The sequence below is a fragment of the Rhizobium sp. LjRoot258 genome, assembly GCF_964254185.1.
Classification (GTDB): Bacteria; Pseudomonadota; Alphaproteobacteria; order Rhizobiales; family Rhizobiaceae; genus Rhizobium.
Genome location: NZ_CAXUST020000001.1, coordinates 3,757,599 through 3,773,796 on the forward strand (window position 1 = coordinate 3,757,599; position 16,198 = coordinate 3,773,796).

At 60.2% G+C, this 16,198-nt stretch carries 15 protein-coding genes and 4 pseudogenes; 10 read left to right on the top strand and 9 right to left on the bottom strand.

Annotated elements, in window-relative coordinates:
• Nucleotides 1-15 precede the first annotated feature (15 nt).
• The 5 genes and pseudogenes from ACSQ9D_RS18465 to ACSQ9D_RS18485 form a co-directional block, all read left to right on the top strand.
• Nucleotides 16-525, top strand: a pseudogene (locus ACSQ9D_RS18465) (tyrosine-type recombinase/integrase).
• A gap of 142 nt (nt 526-667) precedes the next feature.
• The gene (locus ACSQ9D_RS18470) at nt 668-997 is read left to right on the top strand and encodes an ArsR/SmtB family transcription factor (RefSeq protein ID WP_436283372.1); all 330 of its coding nucleotides are present in this window, start codon (nt 668-670) and stop codon (nt 995-997) included.
• Nucleotides 994-1,449: pseudogene (locus ACSQ9D_RS18475) on the top strand (SRPBCC family protein); the annotation flags it as partial. The gene ACSQ9D_RS18470 and the pseudogene ACSQ9D_RS18475, both read left to right, overlap by 4 nt.
• Nucleotides 1,450-1,476: 27 nt before the next feature.
• Nucleotides 1,477-1,890, top strand: coding sequence for a GFA family protein (locus ACSQ9D_RS18480; protein ID WP_436283876.1), 414 nt, complete (start codon nt 1,477-1,479; stop codon nt 1,888-1,890).
• Nucleotides 1,891-1,893: 3 nt separating this feature from the next.
• Nucleotides 1,894-2,157 (top strand): annotated as a pseudogene (locus ACSQ9D_RS18485) (tyrosine-type recombinase/integrase); the annotation flags it as partial.
• A gap of 142 nt (nt 2,158-2,299) precedes the next feature.
• Here ACSQ9D_RS18485 and ACSQ9D_RS18490 read toward each other — a convergent pair.
• From ACSQ9D_RS18490 to ACSQ9D_RS18500, 3 genes are all read right to left on the bottom strand, one after another.
• Complete coding sequence (locus ACSQ9D_RS18490) at nt 2,300-2,665, bottom strand: hypothetical protein (protein ID WP_436283373.1); 366 nt, start codon at nt 2,663-2,665, stop codon at nt 2,300-2,302.
• 271 nt (nt 2,666-2,936) lie between these two features.
• Nucleotides 2,937-3,242 (bottom strand): hypothetical protein, encoded by a 306-nt coding sequence (locus tag ACSQ9D_RS18495; RefSeq protein ID WP_436283374.1) that lies wholly within the window; start codon nt 3,240-3,242, stop codon nt 2,937-2,939.
• Nucleotides 3,243-3,839: 597 nt separating this feature from the next.
• A complete protein-coding gene (locus ACSQ9D_RS18500; RefSeq protein ID WP_436283375.1) occupies nt 3,840-5,276 on the bottom strand; it encodes a DUF6880 family protein in 1,437 nt (478 codons plus the stop codon).
• A 175-nt stretch (nt 5,277-5,451) separates the two neighbouring features.
• On the opposite strand from ACSQ9D_RS18500, the pseudogene ACSQ9D_RS18505 reads away from it, so the two are divergent.
• A pseudogene (locus ACSQ9D_RS18505) lies at nt 5,452-5,833 on the top strand (site-specific integrase); the annotation flags it as partial.
• Here the strand turns inward: ACSQ9D_RS18505 and ACSQ9D_RS18510 are convergent.
• From ACSQ9D_RS18510 to ACSQ9D_RS18535, 6 genes are all read right to left on the bottom strand, one after another.
• Complete coding sequence (locus ACSQ9D_RS18510; protein ID WP_436283376.1) at nt 5,831-6,604, bottom strand: crotonase/enoyl-CoA hydratase family protein; 774 nt, start codon at nt 6,602-6,604, stop codon at nt 5,831-5,833. The pseudogene ACSQ9D_RS18505 and the gene ACSQ9D_RS18510 sit on opposite strands and share 3 nt — an antisense overlap.
• Nucleotides 6,604-7,491, bottom strand: coding sequence for a hydroxymethylglutaryl-CoA lyase (locus ACSQ9D_RS18515; RefSeq protein WP_436283377.1), 888 nt, complete (start codon nt 7,489-7,491; stop codon nt 6,604-6,606). Before ACSQ9D_RS18515 ends, ACSQ9D_RS18510 begins: the two co-directional genes overlap by 1 nt.
• Nucleotides 7,488-9,473: an acetyl/propionyl/methylcrotonyl-CoA carboxylase subunit alpha gene (locus ACSQ9D_RS18520; RefSeq protein WP_436283378.1), complete on the bottom strand. Its 1,986-nt coding sequence runs from the start codon at nt 9,471-9,473 to the stop codon at nt 7,488-7,490. Before ACSQ9D_RS18520 ends, ACSQ9D_RS18515 begins: the two co-directional genes overlap by 4 nt.
• Nucleotides 9,474-9,480: 7 nt before the next feature.
• Complete coding sequence (locus tag ACSQ9D_RS18525) at nt 9,481-11,088, bottom strand: carboxyl transferase domain-containing protein (RefSeq protein WP_436283379.1); 1,608 nt, start codon at nt 11,086-11,088, stop codon at nt 9,481-9,483.
• A 35-nt stretch (nt 11,089-11,123) separates the two neighbouring features.
• Complete coding sequence (locus ACSQ9D_RS18530; protein WP_436283380.1) at nt 11,124-12,287, bottom strand: isovaleryl-CoA dehydrogenase; 1,164 nt, start codon at nt 12,285-12,287, stop codon at nt 11,124-11,126.
• Between the two features lie 458 nt (nt 12,288-12,745).
• Nucleotides 12,746-13,060 carry a DUF6074 family protein gene (locus tag ACSQ9D_RS18535; protein ID WP_037116634.1) on the bottom strand — a complete coding sequence of 105 codons (315 nt, stop codon included), beginning with the start codon at nt 13,058-13,060 and terminating at the stop codon, nt 12,746-12,748.
• 235 nt (nt 13,061-13,295) lie between these two features.
• On the opposite strand from ACSQ9D_RS18535, the gene ACSQ9D_RS18540 reads away from it, so the two are divergent.
• Genes ACSQ9D_RS18540 through ACSQ9D_RS18555 form a run of 4 tightly spaced genes read left to right on the top strand, consistent with a single transcriptional unit; the run spans nt 13,296 to nt 15,926 of the window.
• Nucleotides 13,296-13,940 (top strand): lysophospholipid acyltransferase family protein, encoded by a 645-nt coding sequence (locus ACSQ9D_RS18540; protein WP_436283381.1) that lies wholly within the window; start codon nt 13,296-13,298, stop codon nt 13,938-13,940.
• Nucleotides 13,937-14,887, top strand: a complete 951-nt coding sequence (locus ACSQ9D_RS18545; RefSeq protein WP_037116638.1) for a phosphatidate cytidylyltransferase — start codon at nt 13,937-13,939, stop codon at nt 14,885-14,887. The genes ACSQ9D_RS18540 and ACSQ9D_RS18545 overlap by 4 nt, the downstream gene beginning before the upstream one ends.
• Nucleotides 14,884-15,276 carry a hypothetical protein gene (locus tag ACSQ9D_RS18550; protein ID WP_436283382.1) on the top strand — a complete coding sequence of 131 codons (393 nt, stop codon included), beginning with the start codon at nt 14,884-14,886 and terminating at the stop codon, nt 15,274-15,276. Before ACSQ9D_RS18545 ends, ACSQ9D_RS18550 begins: the two co-directional genes overlap by 4 nt.
• Nucleotides 15,273-15,926, top strand: coding sequence for a CDP-alcohol phosphatidyltransferase family protein (locus ACSQ9D_RS18555; RefSeq protein ID WP_436283383.1), 654 nt, complete (start codon nt 15,273-15,275; stop codon nt 15,924-15,926). Before ACSQ9D_RS18550 ends, ACSQ9D_RS18555 begins: the two co-directional genes overlap by 4 nt.
• The last annotated feature ends 272 nt before the right edge of the window (nt 15,927-16,198 follow it).

The window sequence follows — 16,198 nt, forward strand, 5'->3', positions numbered from 1 at the left end:
TGAGCGCGGCGCGGCATGAAACGCCGCTGCAAGTCCTTTGATACGAAGCTGGAAGCGGAGAAGTGGGCGCGTGACCTGGAGGCCCAGGTCGATCGCTTCGGTGTCGCGCCCGACACCCGGATCTTGGAGAGCACAACGCTCGGTGAGCTCCTGGAGCGCTACCAGCGCGAGGTCTCGCCGACGAAGCGAGGCTCGACGTCCTGCGGCGCCATGAGCTTGCTTACCGGACGATGATCGGATTGAGCCAACAAGACATCGCCTCGTTCCGCGACGAGCGTCTCCGCACCGTAGCTCCATCTACCACTGTTCGCGAGCTCGCTCGAACAAGCCTGGCGACGTCTCCTTGCGCGATCGAACGTCAAGGTTCTGCGCTTCCACGATCTCCGCCACGAGGGCGTAAGTCGTCTTTTCGAGCGCGGTCTCAACGTAATCGAGGTTTCTACGATCAGCGGGCACAAGGAACTGCGAATGCTCCGGAGATACGCACACCTCAGTGCGGATGATCTCGTTGCTCGTCCGGGGTAGCCATGCATCTGCCTAACATGCAGGCTGGGGCAGCCACTACTGCGATGCGGAAGGGCGGCGAGAGCCGTCCCTTCGTGCATTGGCGCACAGGTTAATTCAAATAGCATTGACTAATTGATTAGTGTTGGCTATTTGATTGCTCATGACCGAGGCTGAAACCATAACTGCTGTCATGCGCGCCCTTGCTGATCCCACGCGGCGGGCCGTGTTCGAGCGCATCGTCAATTCCGACGAGATCACCGTCGTTGAGTTGACCCGCGGCAGCAGTGTGACGCAGGGCGCTATCTCCCAACATCTCAAGTCCTTGAAACAGGCCGGCCTTGTTTGCGAGCGCCCCGAGGGGCGCAATGTCTATTATCGCGCCCAACCCGACGGTCTGGAGCCGCTAGCCGACTGGATGAGCGACTATGGCGTATTCTGGCGCGAACGCTTCGCCGATCTGAGAAACCTGCTGAAGGAAATTGACCCATGAACCAAGCCGTGAATCCGGACACGCAGGCCATTGTGGTCGACGACGTCTTCCCGCACGCGCCCGCAGTCATCTGGAAAGCCTTGACGAGCGGCGAGCTCATCGGCCGTTGGCTGATGGCGCCGACAGGCTTCGAGCCTGCGGTCGGCAGCCATTTCACCTTTCAAACCAAGCCTGCAGGCGAATGGGACGGCACCATTCATTGCGAGGTGCTGGAGGTCGTGCCGAATGAGCGTCTGTCCTATGCGTGGAAGGGCGGCCATGAGGGCAATGACGGCTACGGCTCGAAACTGGAGACCGTGGTCACCTTCACCATCTCCACGGCCGAGACGGGCACGCGCCTGCGCCTCACCCATTCCGGCTTCGTGCTTCCGAAGAACGACACCGCCTACCGCAACATGAGCGAAGGCTGGAAAAAAGTGGTCAAGAATCTCGACAGAGTGGTCGCCGAAGAGGCTGCATTGAAGCAACAGGAGAACGACATGAACACGCCCTATACCGGTGGCTGCGCCTGCGGCGAAATCCGCTACGAGATATCAAGCGAACCGGCCGTCATGGTTGACTGTCAGTGCCGGCAATGTCAGCGCGACAGCGGCACCGGACATCAATCGCACCTGACTTTTGTTGCGGCTGAGGTGAAGGTCGAGGGAGAAGCATCGCATTGGCAGACCGTCGGCGATGGCGGAACCGTCAAGCGACGTGCCTTCTGCCCGACATGCGGTTCGTCCGTCCACATGACATTTCCCGACATGCCGGATGTGTTCATCGTCACGCCGGCAAGCCTCGACGACCCAAGCCGCTATAAGCCACAGCTGGTGTCCTGGACCGCAGCCGGACATGCCTGGGATCACCTCGATCCGGCACTGCCGAAATTCGACAAGATGCCGACGACGTGAAACATCGAGGTTGCCAGCCGCCATTGGGGGCTGCCGCTTAGTCGCAATGTGGTGAAGCTCGTCCGCCGTCGGGTAATCCGAAACGAGCGCAGCCGGCGCCTGACCGGTGACGAGGAGCAACGTCTCCTCGATGGCTGCGACGCCGGACAGATCCCATTCCTCAAGACGATCGTCATTCTCGCCATCGAGACCGGGATGCGCCGAGGGGAGATCCTGGGACTGAAGTGGTCCGACGTTTCCCATAATCGCCGGGTGATCACGAGCGCCGCCGCCTTCTTGCGATCCTTCGCGCTATCGGCCCAGCCCACTTTCGTGAGCTTCGTCGCGCCGATGCCTTTGGGATAGGGCGGCGCATCGGCCGAGAACCATGCGGGCGGCACGCGCTCGATGCCGATCGCCGAAAGCTCCTTCAGCACGCGTGCGGCGTCCTTGTCGTCGCCCGAAATAATGCGCGTGCCGAATGCGTCACAAAGCTTGTCGCGTTCCGCTTCGAAGGCTGCGTCATGCGTGGCCTTCGCGGCGGTCCATCCGCGTCCCAGGCCTTCTGATCGTCTTTGCTGAAGCGCTTCAGGAAGACCAGCGAGGCCTTAACCGTCGCATCGGCTGAGCGGAAAGTTTCTTCCGGCAGCCCCACTACAGCGAGGATTTTAGCCTTGCCCTCGCACCAGCGCCACAGCCATGTCAGCGACGGATTGTTGAGATTGCCGTCGGGCAGGACGATGCCATTGGATCCCTTGCGTTCCAAGGTTTTCCCGCAGCCTCTGGTTTTCGTCAAGTTTGGATCTCGTCGCCCAAATTGGCTAGGGCCACATTCTCGGCACGGCCAAGTATTTGCCGCGCATCCCAATACTCAGGATCGACCAGCTGCCGATGTCTGGCTGCATGTAAGCGAATGTTCGCGAGTCTAACATGAGGCTCAGACGTGTTAAGAAAATGCGTTCTTTTTAACTCATTGAGCGCACATGTTAAAGCCGACCAACATCGCAGGGCCACGCTGACGGCGCTTCCTTGGTAGTTGGGCGCTACGCAAGCCGCTGCGATATGATTCAGCCGAAGCTCTCGACTGCCCTCTCGATCCCGGGCTGGGACTTCGCCAGGTCATCGCGGTTCATGACCGCCTTGATCTCAACACTGGCATCAAACGCAAGAAACCATGGCTCAGCAACGGCCGGTATCTCCGAGGTGTCCGTCATGTCGAAGAAAATAAGGCCCGTTCTTTTCCCGTCGAATTCAGTGAAGTAGGCCGCTTCGGGTTTGAGATCAGCAAGGATGGATTGAATCTTGGTGACGAGGCTGCCGTCTTTGATTGCTGCGTTTCCCTTGTCAACGGGAAGCGAAACTTTGAGCATCATTCGCATTTCTATCCTCCTTTTTCGTGCATATGTGGCTCTCAGCGACGCCTCATGCCCGCCAAGCGGGTCGACGAGGCCGTGCTTTACGTTGCTTTAAGCACCTCAGCATATAAGAATACCATGAGATACGTCATCGCTGCGTTTATTCTGGCGTGCTTCGTTACCTGGGATTTTGCCGAGAGAAAGGGATCCGTCTCTTTGGCGGCTCTGGATACCATCACTCATTATGCGAAGCAGCCATCTCGAATTCTACAAAGGCTAGCGGCTCGATAGTAAGTAACGCGCGCTTCCCTATTCCATACGCATCGGGATCTGGGAGATTTGGATTTTCTGACTTGCGGGATTTCTGCCGCTTCCATCGGCGCGCTGAATGGCCGCCGCTACGACAATGGAATCGTTCACGGTGAACACGACTACCCGCGCTCGTGGCGCGAAAGGAGCTCAGGCTTTCGCCAAAGCTTTGATGCGCCGGGATAGTCCTTGGCTCACCTCCAGGGGGCGTCTGCGCAGGATCATCAACAGCGGTGGGAGATCATATGGCGATGATCAGAAAACGAAGAGGCGGCCTTGGCCCGTGCAGATCCAGATGATCCTTCGTCACGGTCCTGCGGCCGTCCAGAATGCGGTCTTCTTCGCGTGCTTGCCCCTCAGCTCTGCAACATAGCCAGGATGTGACGTAAAGGTGTCGAAGTCGCTAATCTTCGTCGACAGCCGCTCACATTCAACGAGATGTCGCGCGGCAAAGCGATAGCGGCTGGATTTCGCTCGATCGAGCGTAAAGTCGATCATAGCCCGCAGGGCGATGGTGGCTGCCAACGGATACTTCTCCCGGAGATGCTCGGACGCCGGTGTCAACAGTTCGTAGTGATCGCCATCAAGTTCGGCTGCACGCGTGCGGACGAGCGTCGCAGCCTTGTCGAGCGCCGGCCATGACACCAGGAAGGCGAGCGCTTGGTGGACATCCTGGAAGCGGCTCACATAGTTGAAGGCGTTCTCTTCTGCTTCGAGATCATCGAAATCCGGTAGGCGCTTCAGAAAAGCTCGCAGGTGCCGCTCGTTCAGCGATTGTTCGAAGCACTGCCAGCGAAAGGCCTGCGCTTCGTCCCTCCGGCTGAGAGCTTCAAGCACATCGAGGCGGGCCTCTTCCCACTCGAACGGGGATGGTCTGGCCTTCATCTCAACGCGATTGATGGCATCCCATGCCTCTCCGGCCCGGTCCGCCTTCAGCAGACGCTGGGCGATTTCTGCCGCAATCATTGGCACGGATCTCGCCTGCTCGCTCTGCTGCGCGATGAAGGCATCAACATCACCCTGGGCATCGGCGATCTGCTCCAATGCTGACCTGATGGTTCTGTTGCGATGGCGGAGATTGATTTCGTCTTCGTAAACTGGACGACTGCTTCCCCAACCGATCACGACACGGCCTGCCTCAGGCGGCGTATCGACCGGCGCTTTTGCCCAATCGTCGAACAACGACTTCAGCCGATCGAGGCCTTCCGCACCCAGCGCTGGCGACAGGTTCTCGATCAGACGATCATACTGCCCGTAGTCATTGCCCTGCAACGCGCGAAAGGTTTGTTCTGCGAGAAGGCGCGGGTCCGGTTTTGCCGCGTTCGCTATCGTGCCCAGATCGACGCAGGTTCGATGAAAGACATGCATGATTGTGCCGTTGCCATCGTCGCATCGCTCGAAAATCGAACGCGCCAGGCCCATGAAGCGCCACATCACCTCCAGCGCCTCGTCCGGATCGCTGCTGGCGATCGTATCAAGGATCACGTGCCGCTGTGTCTCCAGATCGCTCTTCAAGGCCTTCACCCGGCGCCAGTTGATCACGGAGCGGGAGCGCTCGATCGATGAAAGCCGCTTTGTTACTTCCCTTGCAACTTCAGCGCTGCTCTGCTTTCCGGCGAGTTCGATCCGTAGCCTGCGTTTGGTCGCGGCGCTGCCCGTGCTGATCTCGATCAGCAACTCAGCCAGCCTCTCGGCGCCCAGCACCTCCAGGTTTTTGGCGTTCAGCGTCGTTTTCGGTGCCATGCATTTTTCCAAGATTTCCGTCGTTGAGAACCATATACGCCGGTAGCATTCAGGGCGACAGCGGGTTGAGCTTTACCTCGACAACCCTCCGTGGACGAAACATCGATGTGTGCCGGGATAGACCTTGGCACCCCCGCCAGGGGCAGCGTGATCTTCAACACCCGCTGGAGATCACATGGCAACTATCAGGAAACTCAGGGGACGCTGGCAAGCACAGGTCCGCCGGCGTGGCATGAAGCCCCGTTGCAAATCGTTCGATAGCAAGATTGAAGCAGAGAAGTGGGCACGAGATCTCGAAGCCTAGGTCGATCGCTTCGGTGCAGCTCCAGACACGCGGATCCTTGCGTCGACGACGCTCAGCGAGCTGCTGGAGCGCTATAAGGTGGAGGTCTCACCGACGAAACGCGGATCGGTCCAGGAGATCCAACGCTCAAACATCATGACATCGCATACCGGACGATGGTTGGCCTCTCACCGCAGGACATCTCGTCGTTCAGAAACGAGCGCTTGAAACGGTAGCTCCATCTACAACAGTTCGGGAGCTCGCCATTCAGTCACGTCATACGCTGCCTTTCGAAGAAAGCGGCAATGCCGGCCTGTGCCTCGTCCGTCTCCCAGCTATCCGCGAGCTGAGAAATCACGCTCTCGACGATCTCGTCCGTGATGGGCGAGGCGAGAGAACGCACCAAGGCTTTGGCGCGCGCTGCAGCCTGCGGCGAGGCCGCAATGAATTCGTCGACCTCCCTGTCGACGGCGCGATCGAGATCGGCGGGCGCGACAATGGAAGCGACCAGACCGATCGACTTGGCATGGGCAGCGTTAAACATTCGACCGGAGACGAATAGGGACCGCGCTGCAGAACTGCCTATCCGCGCTACGACATAGGGGCTGATCGTTGCCGGTATTAGCCCAAGCCGGACTTCCGTCAGGCCGAAACGCGCTGCCTCCGACGCAATCACGGTATCGCAGACGCTGATCAACCCGATACCGCCGCCGAAAGCGCTCCCCTGGACGCAACCAATAAGCGGCCTCGGCACCTCGTTCAGCGCCTTGAACATCATAGCCAGCCGTCGCGCTTCTGCAATTCTCTCCGCCCGGCTCGCCTGGAACTGCGCTCTCATCCACTCCAGATCGCCCCCTGCACAGAAGCTCTTGCCGGCCCCGGCAAGCACGATGGCGCGTACCCTCTTATCCGACCCAAGTGCGCTTGCTGCTTCGGTCAACTCGTCGATCATCTGCGCGGACATTGCATTGTGCTTGTCTTTGCGGGCAAGCGTAAGCCGCGCGACACCGCGTTCGTCGATCGAGATCATCAGCGTTTCCGGCATTATCCTGCGCTCCTTAGGCCCTGTGCGAAACGGGCGGCCTGTTCCAGCTTCTCCGCCGAGAGCCCGGTCCGGTAGCCCTTGCGGGCAAGGAACTGCGCGACAGCCAAAGTATCGACGTTGCCCTTAGCGCCCGGCGCATAAGGGCAGCCGCCCAATCCGCCGACCGACGCATCAAAAACCCGCAGCCCGTGCTTTAGCGAAACGTCGATGTTTTCGAGTGCCCAGCCGTCGGTGTCGTGGAAATGACCGGCAAGCATCGTCGCCGGTGCATAGGAAAGGACCGTCACCAGCATCTGGTCGACCTCGTCAGGGCGTCCTCGGCCGATTGTATCGCCGAGGCTGATCTCGTAGCAGCCCAATGCATGCAGGCTTTCGACGACCCGCGCCGCCGCATCGGGCGAGACGGCCCCCTCATAGGGACATTCGACCACGCAGCTGACGTAGCCGCGCATGGGGACGCCGCGCGCAAGGCTTGCTTCGGCAACCGGCTTGAAACGTTCGATGCTCTCGGCGATGGAGCAGTTGATATTCTGCTGCGAGAAGCTTTCTGAGGCAGACGCAAAGATCGCGACTTCGTCCGCGCCCGCCGCCATTGCAGCCTCGAAGCCTTTCATATTCGGCGTCAGAACGGCGTAGCGGACCCCCGGTCTGCGCTTGATACCGGCCATCACCTCGGCAGCATCAGCGAGCTGGGGAACCCACTTCGGGCTGACAAAGCTCGTCGCCTCGATCCGCTCGAAACCACATTCCGAGATCATGTCGATCAGGGCGATCTTCGTCGCCGTCGGGATCAGATCCTTCTCGTTCTGGAGACCATCGCGAGGCGCCATCTCGACGATCGACACGTCCCGCGGCAGCAGTGAAGATTCTCCGGCCTGCACAATCACGTCTCCTCTACCCGCAGCGTCAGAAGTACCGCGCCTTCGTCGACCTGCTGCCCTTCACTCACCTCGACGGATTCCACCGTTCCATCGCGGGCTGCGACAAGCGTGAGTTCCATCTTCATGGCCTCCATGACCACAAGCGCGTCACCCTCGGAGACTTCCGACCCCGAACTCGTACGCACGATCTTGATAAAGCCCGGCATCGGCGCGATCAGCCTGTTGCCGTCAGCCACATCCGTCGCATTGAAATCGAGCGGGTTGCCGAGATGAAACACATGCGTTCTGTGATCCACGCTGACAACCAGATGATGCGCCGCTAGACTCGCCTTGACCTGCACCTGCCGGCCATCGACCTCCGCCCGGCATCCGTCATCCTGCCGGCTGACGATCTTCACGGGAATGACTCGCCGGCCATCGTGCACCGCAAAGAAATCGAATCCCTTGGCGGCAACCCGCAGCGTTGAATGCCCGCCCTCGTAGGTTAGCACCACGATGCGCTGCATTTCGCTCCAAAGCTGCCAGTGCCCCAGCGTCAGCCACGGGTCGCCATCCGATGATTGCATAAGCGCGCCCAACGACAGGACGGCGGCAAGCGCAACGACGGTGTCCACCGGCGGCTCGATAGCGGTCAGCGATCGAAGGTTGCGATCGATCAGCCCGGTATCTGGATGGCCAGCGGTAAATTCCTCCTGTGCGCTCAGTCTGGCGAGAAAGTCGAGATTGGTGGTGACGCCGACGACATGCGAGCTCTGCAAGGCCCTGGTCAGTCGCAACAGCGCGACACTCCGAGTGGGCCCGTGCACGACCATCTTGGCGATCAGAGGATCGTAATGAGCGGAGACCGTGTCGCCGGGACGGATCCCGGCATCGATCCGCGCCGTAACGTCAGGAAAATCTAGATGCCTGATCGTTCCCGTCGCGGGCAGGAAACCCTTGGCCGCATCCTCGGCATAAATTCGCGCCTCGAAAGCCCAGCCGTAGATTTCCAGCTCCGACTGCTTCTTCGGCAGGGCTTCGCCAGCCGCCACGCGGAATTGCCACTCGACCAGATCGACCCCGGTAATTGCCTCAGTGACGGCGTGTTCGACCTGAAGGCGGGTATTCATCTCCATGAAATAGAAGCGATCCGGCCAGAGGCCGTTTGACACATCCGCGATGAACTCCACGGTGCCGGCACCACGATAGGAGATGGCACGCCCCGCGCGCACGGCCGCCTCACCCATCGCGCGGCGCATCTCTGGCGTCATGCCGGGCGCTGGCGCCTCCTCGATCACCTTCTGATGGCGGCGCTGGAGCGAGCAATCGCGCTCGAAAAGATGAACGACGTTGCCATGCCGATCCCCGAAGATCTGAACTTCGATGTGGCGAGGTCGAATAAGGCACCGCTCTATCAACACGGCATCGTCACCGAAGGCGGCCATGGCCTCCCGTCGTGCGGCAGCGAGCGCCTCTGGAAAATCCTCTTCGCTGTCGACCCGTCGCATTCCCTTGCCACCGCCACCGGCGCGGGCCTTGATAAGGACAGGGTAGCCGATCAAGGTCGCCTGATCGGCCATAAACCCGTCGTTCTGTTCCTCGCCATGATAGCCCGGAACAACCGGGACCCCGGATTGGTCCATCAACGCCTTTGCCGCATCCTTCAATCCCATGGCGCGAATGGAAGATGCCTGCGGTCCAATGAAGACGATGCCCGCGGCCTCGACGGCTGCTGCGAAATCGGCATTCTCGGACAAAAAACCGTAACCGGGATGAATGGCTTCAGCGCCGGTCCGTTCCGCCGCAGCCAAGATCCGTTCGATCGAGAGATAGCTTTCCTGTGCGCTGGCGGAGCCTAAGCGGACGGCCTCGTCGGCCATCTCGACATGCAGCGCCCCGACATCAGCATCCGAATAGACCGCCACTGTGGCAATCCCCATGCGCCTGGCCGTTCGAATCACCCGACAAGCAATCTCGCCACGGTTTGCGATGAGAATTTTCTGGAACATCCCTACCTCACATCCGGAATAGGCCGAAGCGCGTCGCTTCAATCGGTGCATTCAGCGCCGCAGACAGCGAGAGACCGAGCACATCGCGGCTCTTGGCTGGATCAATCACCCCATCATCCCAAAGGCGCGCCGACGCATAGAGCGGATGGCTCTGCCGTTCGAAGAGATCGAGCACCGGCTGCTTGAAAGTAGCCTCATCCTCCGGCGTCCAGGGGGTGCCGGCGCGGGAAAGCGCTTCTCCCCGCACGGTCGCAAGGACACCGGCCGCCTGCTCTCCACCCATGACCGAGATGCGGCTGTTCGGCCATGTCCAGAGAAAGCGCGGCGAGAAGGCGCGCCCCGCCATGCCGTAGTTGCCCGCACCAAAGGAACCGCCAACCAGCATCGTCACCTTCGGCACAGCAGTCGTTGCGACCGCGGTAACGAGCTTGGCGCCATTCTTTGCGATGCCTTCCGTCTCGTATTTGCGGCCAACCATGAAGCCGGTGATGTTCTGCAGGAAGACTAGCGGTATCCTGCGCTGCGAGCAGAGCTCAACGAAATGGGCACCCTTCAGAGCCGACTCCGAGAACAGCACACCGTTATTGGCGACAACGCCAACGGGAATACCGTGGATATGGGCAAAGCCGCAGACCAGCGTCGTCCCGTAGCGTGTCTTGAACTCATCGAAGCGGGAGCCGTCGACGACACGCGCAATGACTTCGCGCACGTCGTAGGGCACGCGCAGATCGGCGGGGACGATACCCGCAATTTCGGCCGGATCAAACAGCGGCGCTTCGACTGGTTGCCGCTCGATGCCGCGGATCTTGCACCGATTGAGGTTGGCGACAGCGCGCCTCGCCAAGGCCAGTGCGTGGGCATCGTCACGAGCGAGATGGTCGGCAACGCCGGAGAGCCTTGTGTGCACATCGCCACCGCCGAGATCCTCCGCCGAAACAACTTCGCCGGTCGCAGCCTTGACCAATGGAGGACCGGCAAGAAAGATCGTCCCTTGGCCTTCGACGATGATCGCCTCATCGGACATGGCAGGCACATAGGCGCCACCCGCCGTACACGAGCCCATGACCACGGCAATCTGCGGAATTCCCGCTGCCGACATATTTGCCTGATTGTAGAATATCCGGCCGAAATGATCGCGATCCGGGAACACCTCGTCCTGGTTCGGCAGATTCGCGCCGCCGGAATCCACCAAATAGATGCAGGGCAGATTGTTCTGGGCGGCAATTTCCTGCGCTCGCAGATGCTTCTTCACCGTCAGTGGAAAGTAGGTGCCGCCTTTGACGGTCGCATCGTTGCAGACGATCATGCAATCGCGCCCCGAGACGCGGCCGATGCCGGTAATCAGGCCCGCAGCCGGTGCTTCGTTGCCATACATTCCGTGGGCCGCGGTCAATCCGACCTCGAGAAACGGTGTGGCTGGATCGAGGAGGCCCGCGATGCGATCGCGCGGCAGCATCTTGCCGCGGGCAACATGACGCTCACGCGCTGTCGCTCCGCCGCCGTTTGCGGCACTCGCCGCTGCTTCCTCGATGGCGCGGATCGCTTCGGCCATCGCCGCGCGATTTGTCCTGAAGCTCTCCGAATTCGTCGAAATCTGCGACTTCAAAACCGTCATTTGTCACCAGGATGGTTGTCGGATGAACTTTCAGATCAGGCCGTTTCAGCAAATAGCTCGCGGCCGATCAGCATGCGTCTGATTTCAGAGGTTCCGGCACCGATCTCGTAGAGCTTTGCGTCGCGCAGCAGCCGGGCGGCGGGATAGTCGTTCGTGTAGCCATTGCCGCCGAGTGCCTGGATCGTCTCTAGGGCCAGAAGCGTCGCTTTCTCGGCGGCATAGAGGATGCAGCCGGCAGCATCCTTGCGTGTCGTCTCGCCGCGATCGCAGGCGGCGGCCACCGCATAGACGTACGCACGTGCTGTGTTCATGGCCACGTACATGTCGGCGAGCTTGCCCTGCATCAGTTGAAACTCGCCGATCGCCTGACCGAATTGCTTTCTCTCATGAAGATAGGGCACGACGACATCCATGCAGGCCGCCATGATGCCGATCGGCCCGGCGGAAAGAACGACGCGCTCATAGTCGAGTCCCGACATCAGAACGCGTGCGCCGCCGCCGACAGTATCGACCACATTTGCCTCGGGAACCTCACAGTCCTCGAAGATCAGTTCGCAGGTGTTGGAACCGCGCATGCCTAGCTTGTCGAGCTTCGGGCCGGTTGAAAAGCCCTTGAATGCCTTCTCGACGAGGAAGGCGGTGATGCCGCGCGGTCCTGCTTCCGGGTCTGTCTTTGCGTAGACCACCAGCACATCGGCATCCGGGCCGTTGGTGATCCACATCTTGTTGCCGTTGAGAACGTAACTTTCGCCTTGCTTCTCCGCCCGAAGCTTCATCGAAACGACGTCTGATCCGGCGCCCGGCTCCGACATCGCAAGTGCGCCGACATGCTCGCCGGAGATAAGCTTGGGCAGATACCGCGACTTCTGCTCTGCCGTTCCATTGCGGCTGATCTGATTGACGCACAAATTGGAATGGGCGCCGTAGCTGAGCCCGACTGAGGCCGAAGCGCGGCTAATCTCCTCCATCGCGACGCAATGGGCCAGGTATCCTAGGCCGGCGCCGCCATAGGCCTCCTCGGCCGTGATCCCGAGCAGCCCCATGTCGCCCATCTCGCGCCAGAGCGGCGTCGGGAAATTGTTGCTGCTGTCCGTCTCGGCGGCGAGCGGCGCAATACGCTCCGTCGCAAACCGGCGAACGCTGTCGCGAAGCGCCTCGATCTCGTCCGCCAGACCAAATCTCAAACCACCTGAATACATGCCTTCCCTCCCAAGTCCGGCGCGCGGTTGCCGCGGCGTCCGGCATGCGTGTGTCGTTATTCCCCCGTCATTGTTTTTCACGCGCGTATCTTGTCGGCAGCTCCTCCACTGCCGGTCGGCTCGATAAATTTCGTTGAAGAACGCGAAAATGGCAAGCATTTCCGGTCGGCCGGTCCGACCTGGCCGCCAGTTTGCTCTGGTGGATCTTCGATAGATCTTCCGCCGGCATCTGCCCTTCCTCCCGAGATAGGCGACGACTCGAATACGCAGGCGGTCTTTGGAGATCCGCACGCAATATGAGGATGCTAGCACCGGGCGCGCGGAATTTCTGAACCAAGAAGGCTCGTCTTGCGCAAACTATGGAAAGGAATTGGCCGCCTGGACGACAAGTTCGCCTGATCGGGCCGCCCGATGAAGTCAGGCAACCCAATGGGCGGCAAGAGCCGATGGCTGTGGGATCAGCGCTTTATGGCGCGGCCGCTGCGGCTTTCAGAGAGTGCGCGCACCTGATGGCGGCGAACGAGCTCGGCCTGTACCTCAGCCTGAAATGTCATGACCTGGTCGCGGACCTCAGCTTCGGAGCAGCCAAGCGACGTCAGCTCGTCTGCCAGCCGGCGGCATTCGGTCTTCCAGAAGCGCACTGCGTCCTCACCGTGGCTGCGATCCAACTCGGCCGCGCACCGATCAATGTCACCGGCGCGCGAAGCGACCGGGAAAATAACGATCTCGCTTGTCGTCATTGCTTGCAGAGTTTTGTTTGACTGTACTGGCATCGACTCGTTCCGTTGTGTCCGACTCATACCTAGCTGACCATGGTTAACGCTTTCCCCATCACGTCAGGCGAACGCATCACTTCGGCTCACCGCAAGTCGCATCAGCCGTCGCTGACACGCTCAGACGCGGGTACTTTGAGCACCGTCTTCCGCCACAAGCGGGACTTCCTAACCGTCAAAAATGCCGTTAGGCTTCTGCAAGCTGCTTTGTCGGTGCAGCGGGGGGCTGAAATCGGTGAGAAGTGTGATCGCGAAGCCTGTCGCGGCGGCCATCGTGGTGTTCGCCCGTGCAATTACTGCCGTGCGCGCCATCTGGCCGAATGACGGCATTCCCGAGGGGCAGTGTGTTTATTTTGCCAATCATTCCAGCCATGGCGATTTCATTCTGGTCTGGGCCGTCCTGCCGCCGAGCTTGAGACGCCGAACACGCCCTGTCGCTGGCGCCGAATATTGGCTGAAGTCGTCGATCAACCGTTTCATCGGCCGCGACGTCTTCGACGCCGTGCTTATCGAGCGGGATCGCGACAAGCGCACCCGCGATCCGATTGAAGTCATGGCCGAGGTGGTCGATTCCGGGGCGTCACTGATTCTCTTTCCCGAAGGCACGCGCAACCAGACAGAGGCGCAGCTGCTGCCGTTCAAAAGCGGGCTTTTCCATCTCGCCTCGACCCGGCCGGGCATTCACCTCGTGCCGGTCTGGATCAACAATCTCAATCGCGTCATGCCAAAGGGCGAGATAGTCCCGATCCCCCTTATCTGTACCGTGACCTTCGGCAACTCCATGCAAATCGAAGCCGGCGAGAGCAAGGAAATCTTCCTCGACAGGGCGCGCACGGCGCTGCTCGATCTGTCACCAAAACACCCAGGCGGTAACGAATGAATGCAGCAAACTCCGACCTGTGGACGCTTGTCCTTGGTATCTTCACGCTCCTCGTCGTTTCCTCGGCCATTGGCTACCTGCTGCAGCGACGCCTGCCCGCCGGTAAGTCAAATGCCGCAATCGAAAACCTGAACGCGCGCATCAAGGCATGGTGGATCATGGTCATCCTGATCGGCCTTGCCTTTCTCGCCGGTCGGATCGGCGTGCTGCTGCTTTTTGGCTTCTGTTCTTTCGCGGCGTTGCGCGAGTTCATTACCCTGACCGACACCAAACGTGCCGATCATTGGGCGCTCGCGGCTGCCTTCTTCGTCGTGCTGCCGATCCAGTATTGGCTGCTGTGGGAGAAGCAATACGGTATCTTCTCGATCTTCATCCCCGTCTACGCGTTCCTGCTGATGCCGATCATCTCCGTGTTGCGCGGCGATACCGAGCGTTTCCTGATACGCATTGCCGAAGTGCAATGGGCACTGATGATCTGCGTATTCTGCGCCTCACACGTTCCGGCATTGCTGACGCTGACGATCCCAGGCTACGAAGGCCGCAACGTTCTTCTGATCGCCTTCCTGGTGATCATCGTGCAGCTTAGCGATGTCCTGCAATATGTCTGGGGCAAGCTGCTCGGTCGAACCAAGATCGCGCCAAGCCTGTCTCCGTCGAAGACTGTGGAAGGCTTTGTCGGCGGCGTCGTCAGTGCGACATTGATCGGCGCCGCCCTGTGGTGGATCACGCCTTTTACGCCATTTCAAGCTGGGGTCCTGGCCTTCGTCATCACGATGATGGGCTTCTTCGGCGGTCTCGTCATGTCGGCAATCAAGCGAGATCGCGGGGTCAAGGACTGGGGCCATCTGATCGAAGGCCACGGCGGATTGATCGACCGGCTCGACTCCGTGGTCTTTTCCGCGCCGATCTTCTTCCACATTGTCCGCTATTGGTGGTCGACCACATGATGGCACCCGTTCGCCGGCTTGCCCAAAGCAGTGTTACGCACGTGCTTTTCGCGTTCGTCGCGATGGGCGGTTGGGCGGTCCTTGCCAACAGCAATCACTCTGCGCGACGGGCACTGCTTGCCGGTATCGTGCAGGGCGCACTCTCAGCCTGTCTCACCCTCTTTCTCAAGACGGTGATCGAACGGCTCTCGAAGCAGTTCAAAGGAGGCGCCGGTCTCTGGGCGCCACCGTTGATCGCATGTATTGCGTCGACTGCGGTGCTGATCTCGATCCACGCATTGAGCGGCACGCCGGAGATTCTAAGAACCATTGCGGTGCCGCTGGCCGTCTCGACGAGCTACGCGGCGGTTTACAACTACCTTCTCTATCGAAAGAGGATCAGGGCATGACGGAAACGGGCGATCGGCGGCCGCTGGCAAGCAGAGACACCCAATGGGCGCGGCGCATTGCACAATGGCTGGCAACGAAGTCGGTCACTCCGAACCAAATCTCTCAGGCAAGCATGGTCGCGGCGGCGTTGGCGGGCGGTTCGTTCTTCCTTGCCGGATCTGAAGTGGGATGGGCGCGGGCTCTTCTCCTTGTGTTCGCGGCCGCCTTCTGCCAGCTGCGTCTCTTGTGCAATCTCTTCGATGGCATGGTTGCCGTCGAAGGTGGCAAAGGTGCAGCCGACGGACCGTTCTGGAACGAATTCCCCGACCGTGTCGCGGATATCCTGATCCTGGCCGCTGTGGGGTATGGCATCGGATCGCCCGGGCTCGGATGGGCAGCGGCGTCGTTTGCCGTGCTGACGGCGTATGTTCGCGAGCTCGGTCGAGCAACGGGAACGGCGAGCGACTTCTCTGGTCCCATGGCAAAGCAGCACCGAATGGCGACAATCACGGCCGCAGCGGTTCTCTCCGTTCTCGAGCCACTGTGGAACGGGCACAACCAAATCCTGGTCGCAGCCCTCTGGCTGATTGCCGTCGGCGCCGCGTTCACGGCCATGCGGCGGAGCAAAAACCTCGTTCGGAACCTGAAAGCGGGGCACACCCACAACTGACAGATTTCCTTTTGTCATCGTCAGGCGTACCGAAAAGCCCGAAAGTGCGCTTTGCAGCCGAATGGCCGGGCAATAGAACAGCCGCGCCGCTTCTTCTTTTCCCCGAAGCGGCCTAGGACTAGCCTCGCTTCGGCGAGGCATTTTTCTTCCATCTGCATTTATAAGATTTTTATATCCGCGGCCCGCCGCCGATCTCGAACGCTTATGCGGTTCGGTCGCATATTAACGTCCGAGAGATCCAAGGATATCTCCACGCCAGAAAGCATGAAAGG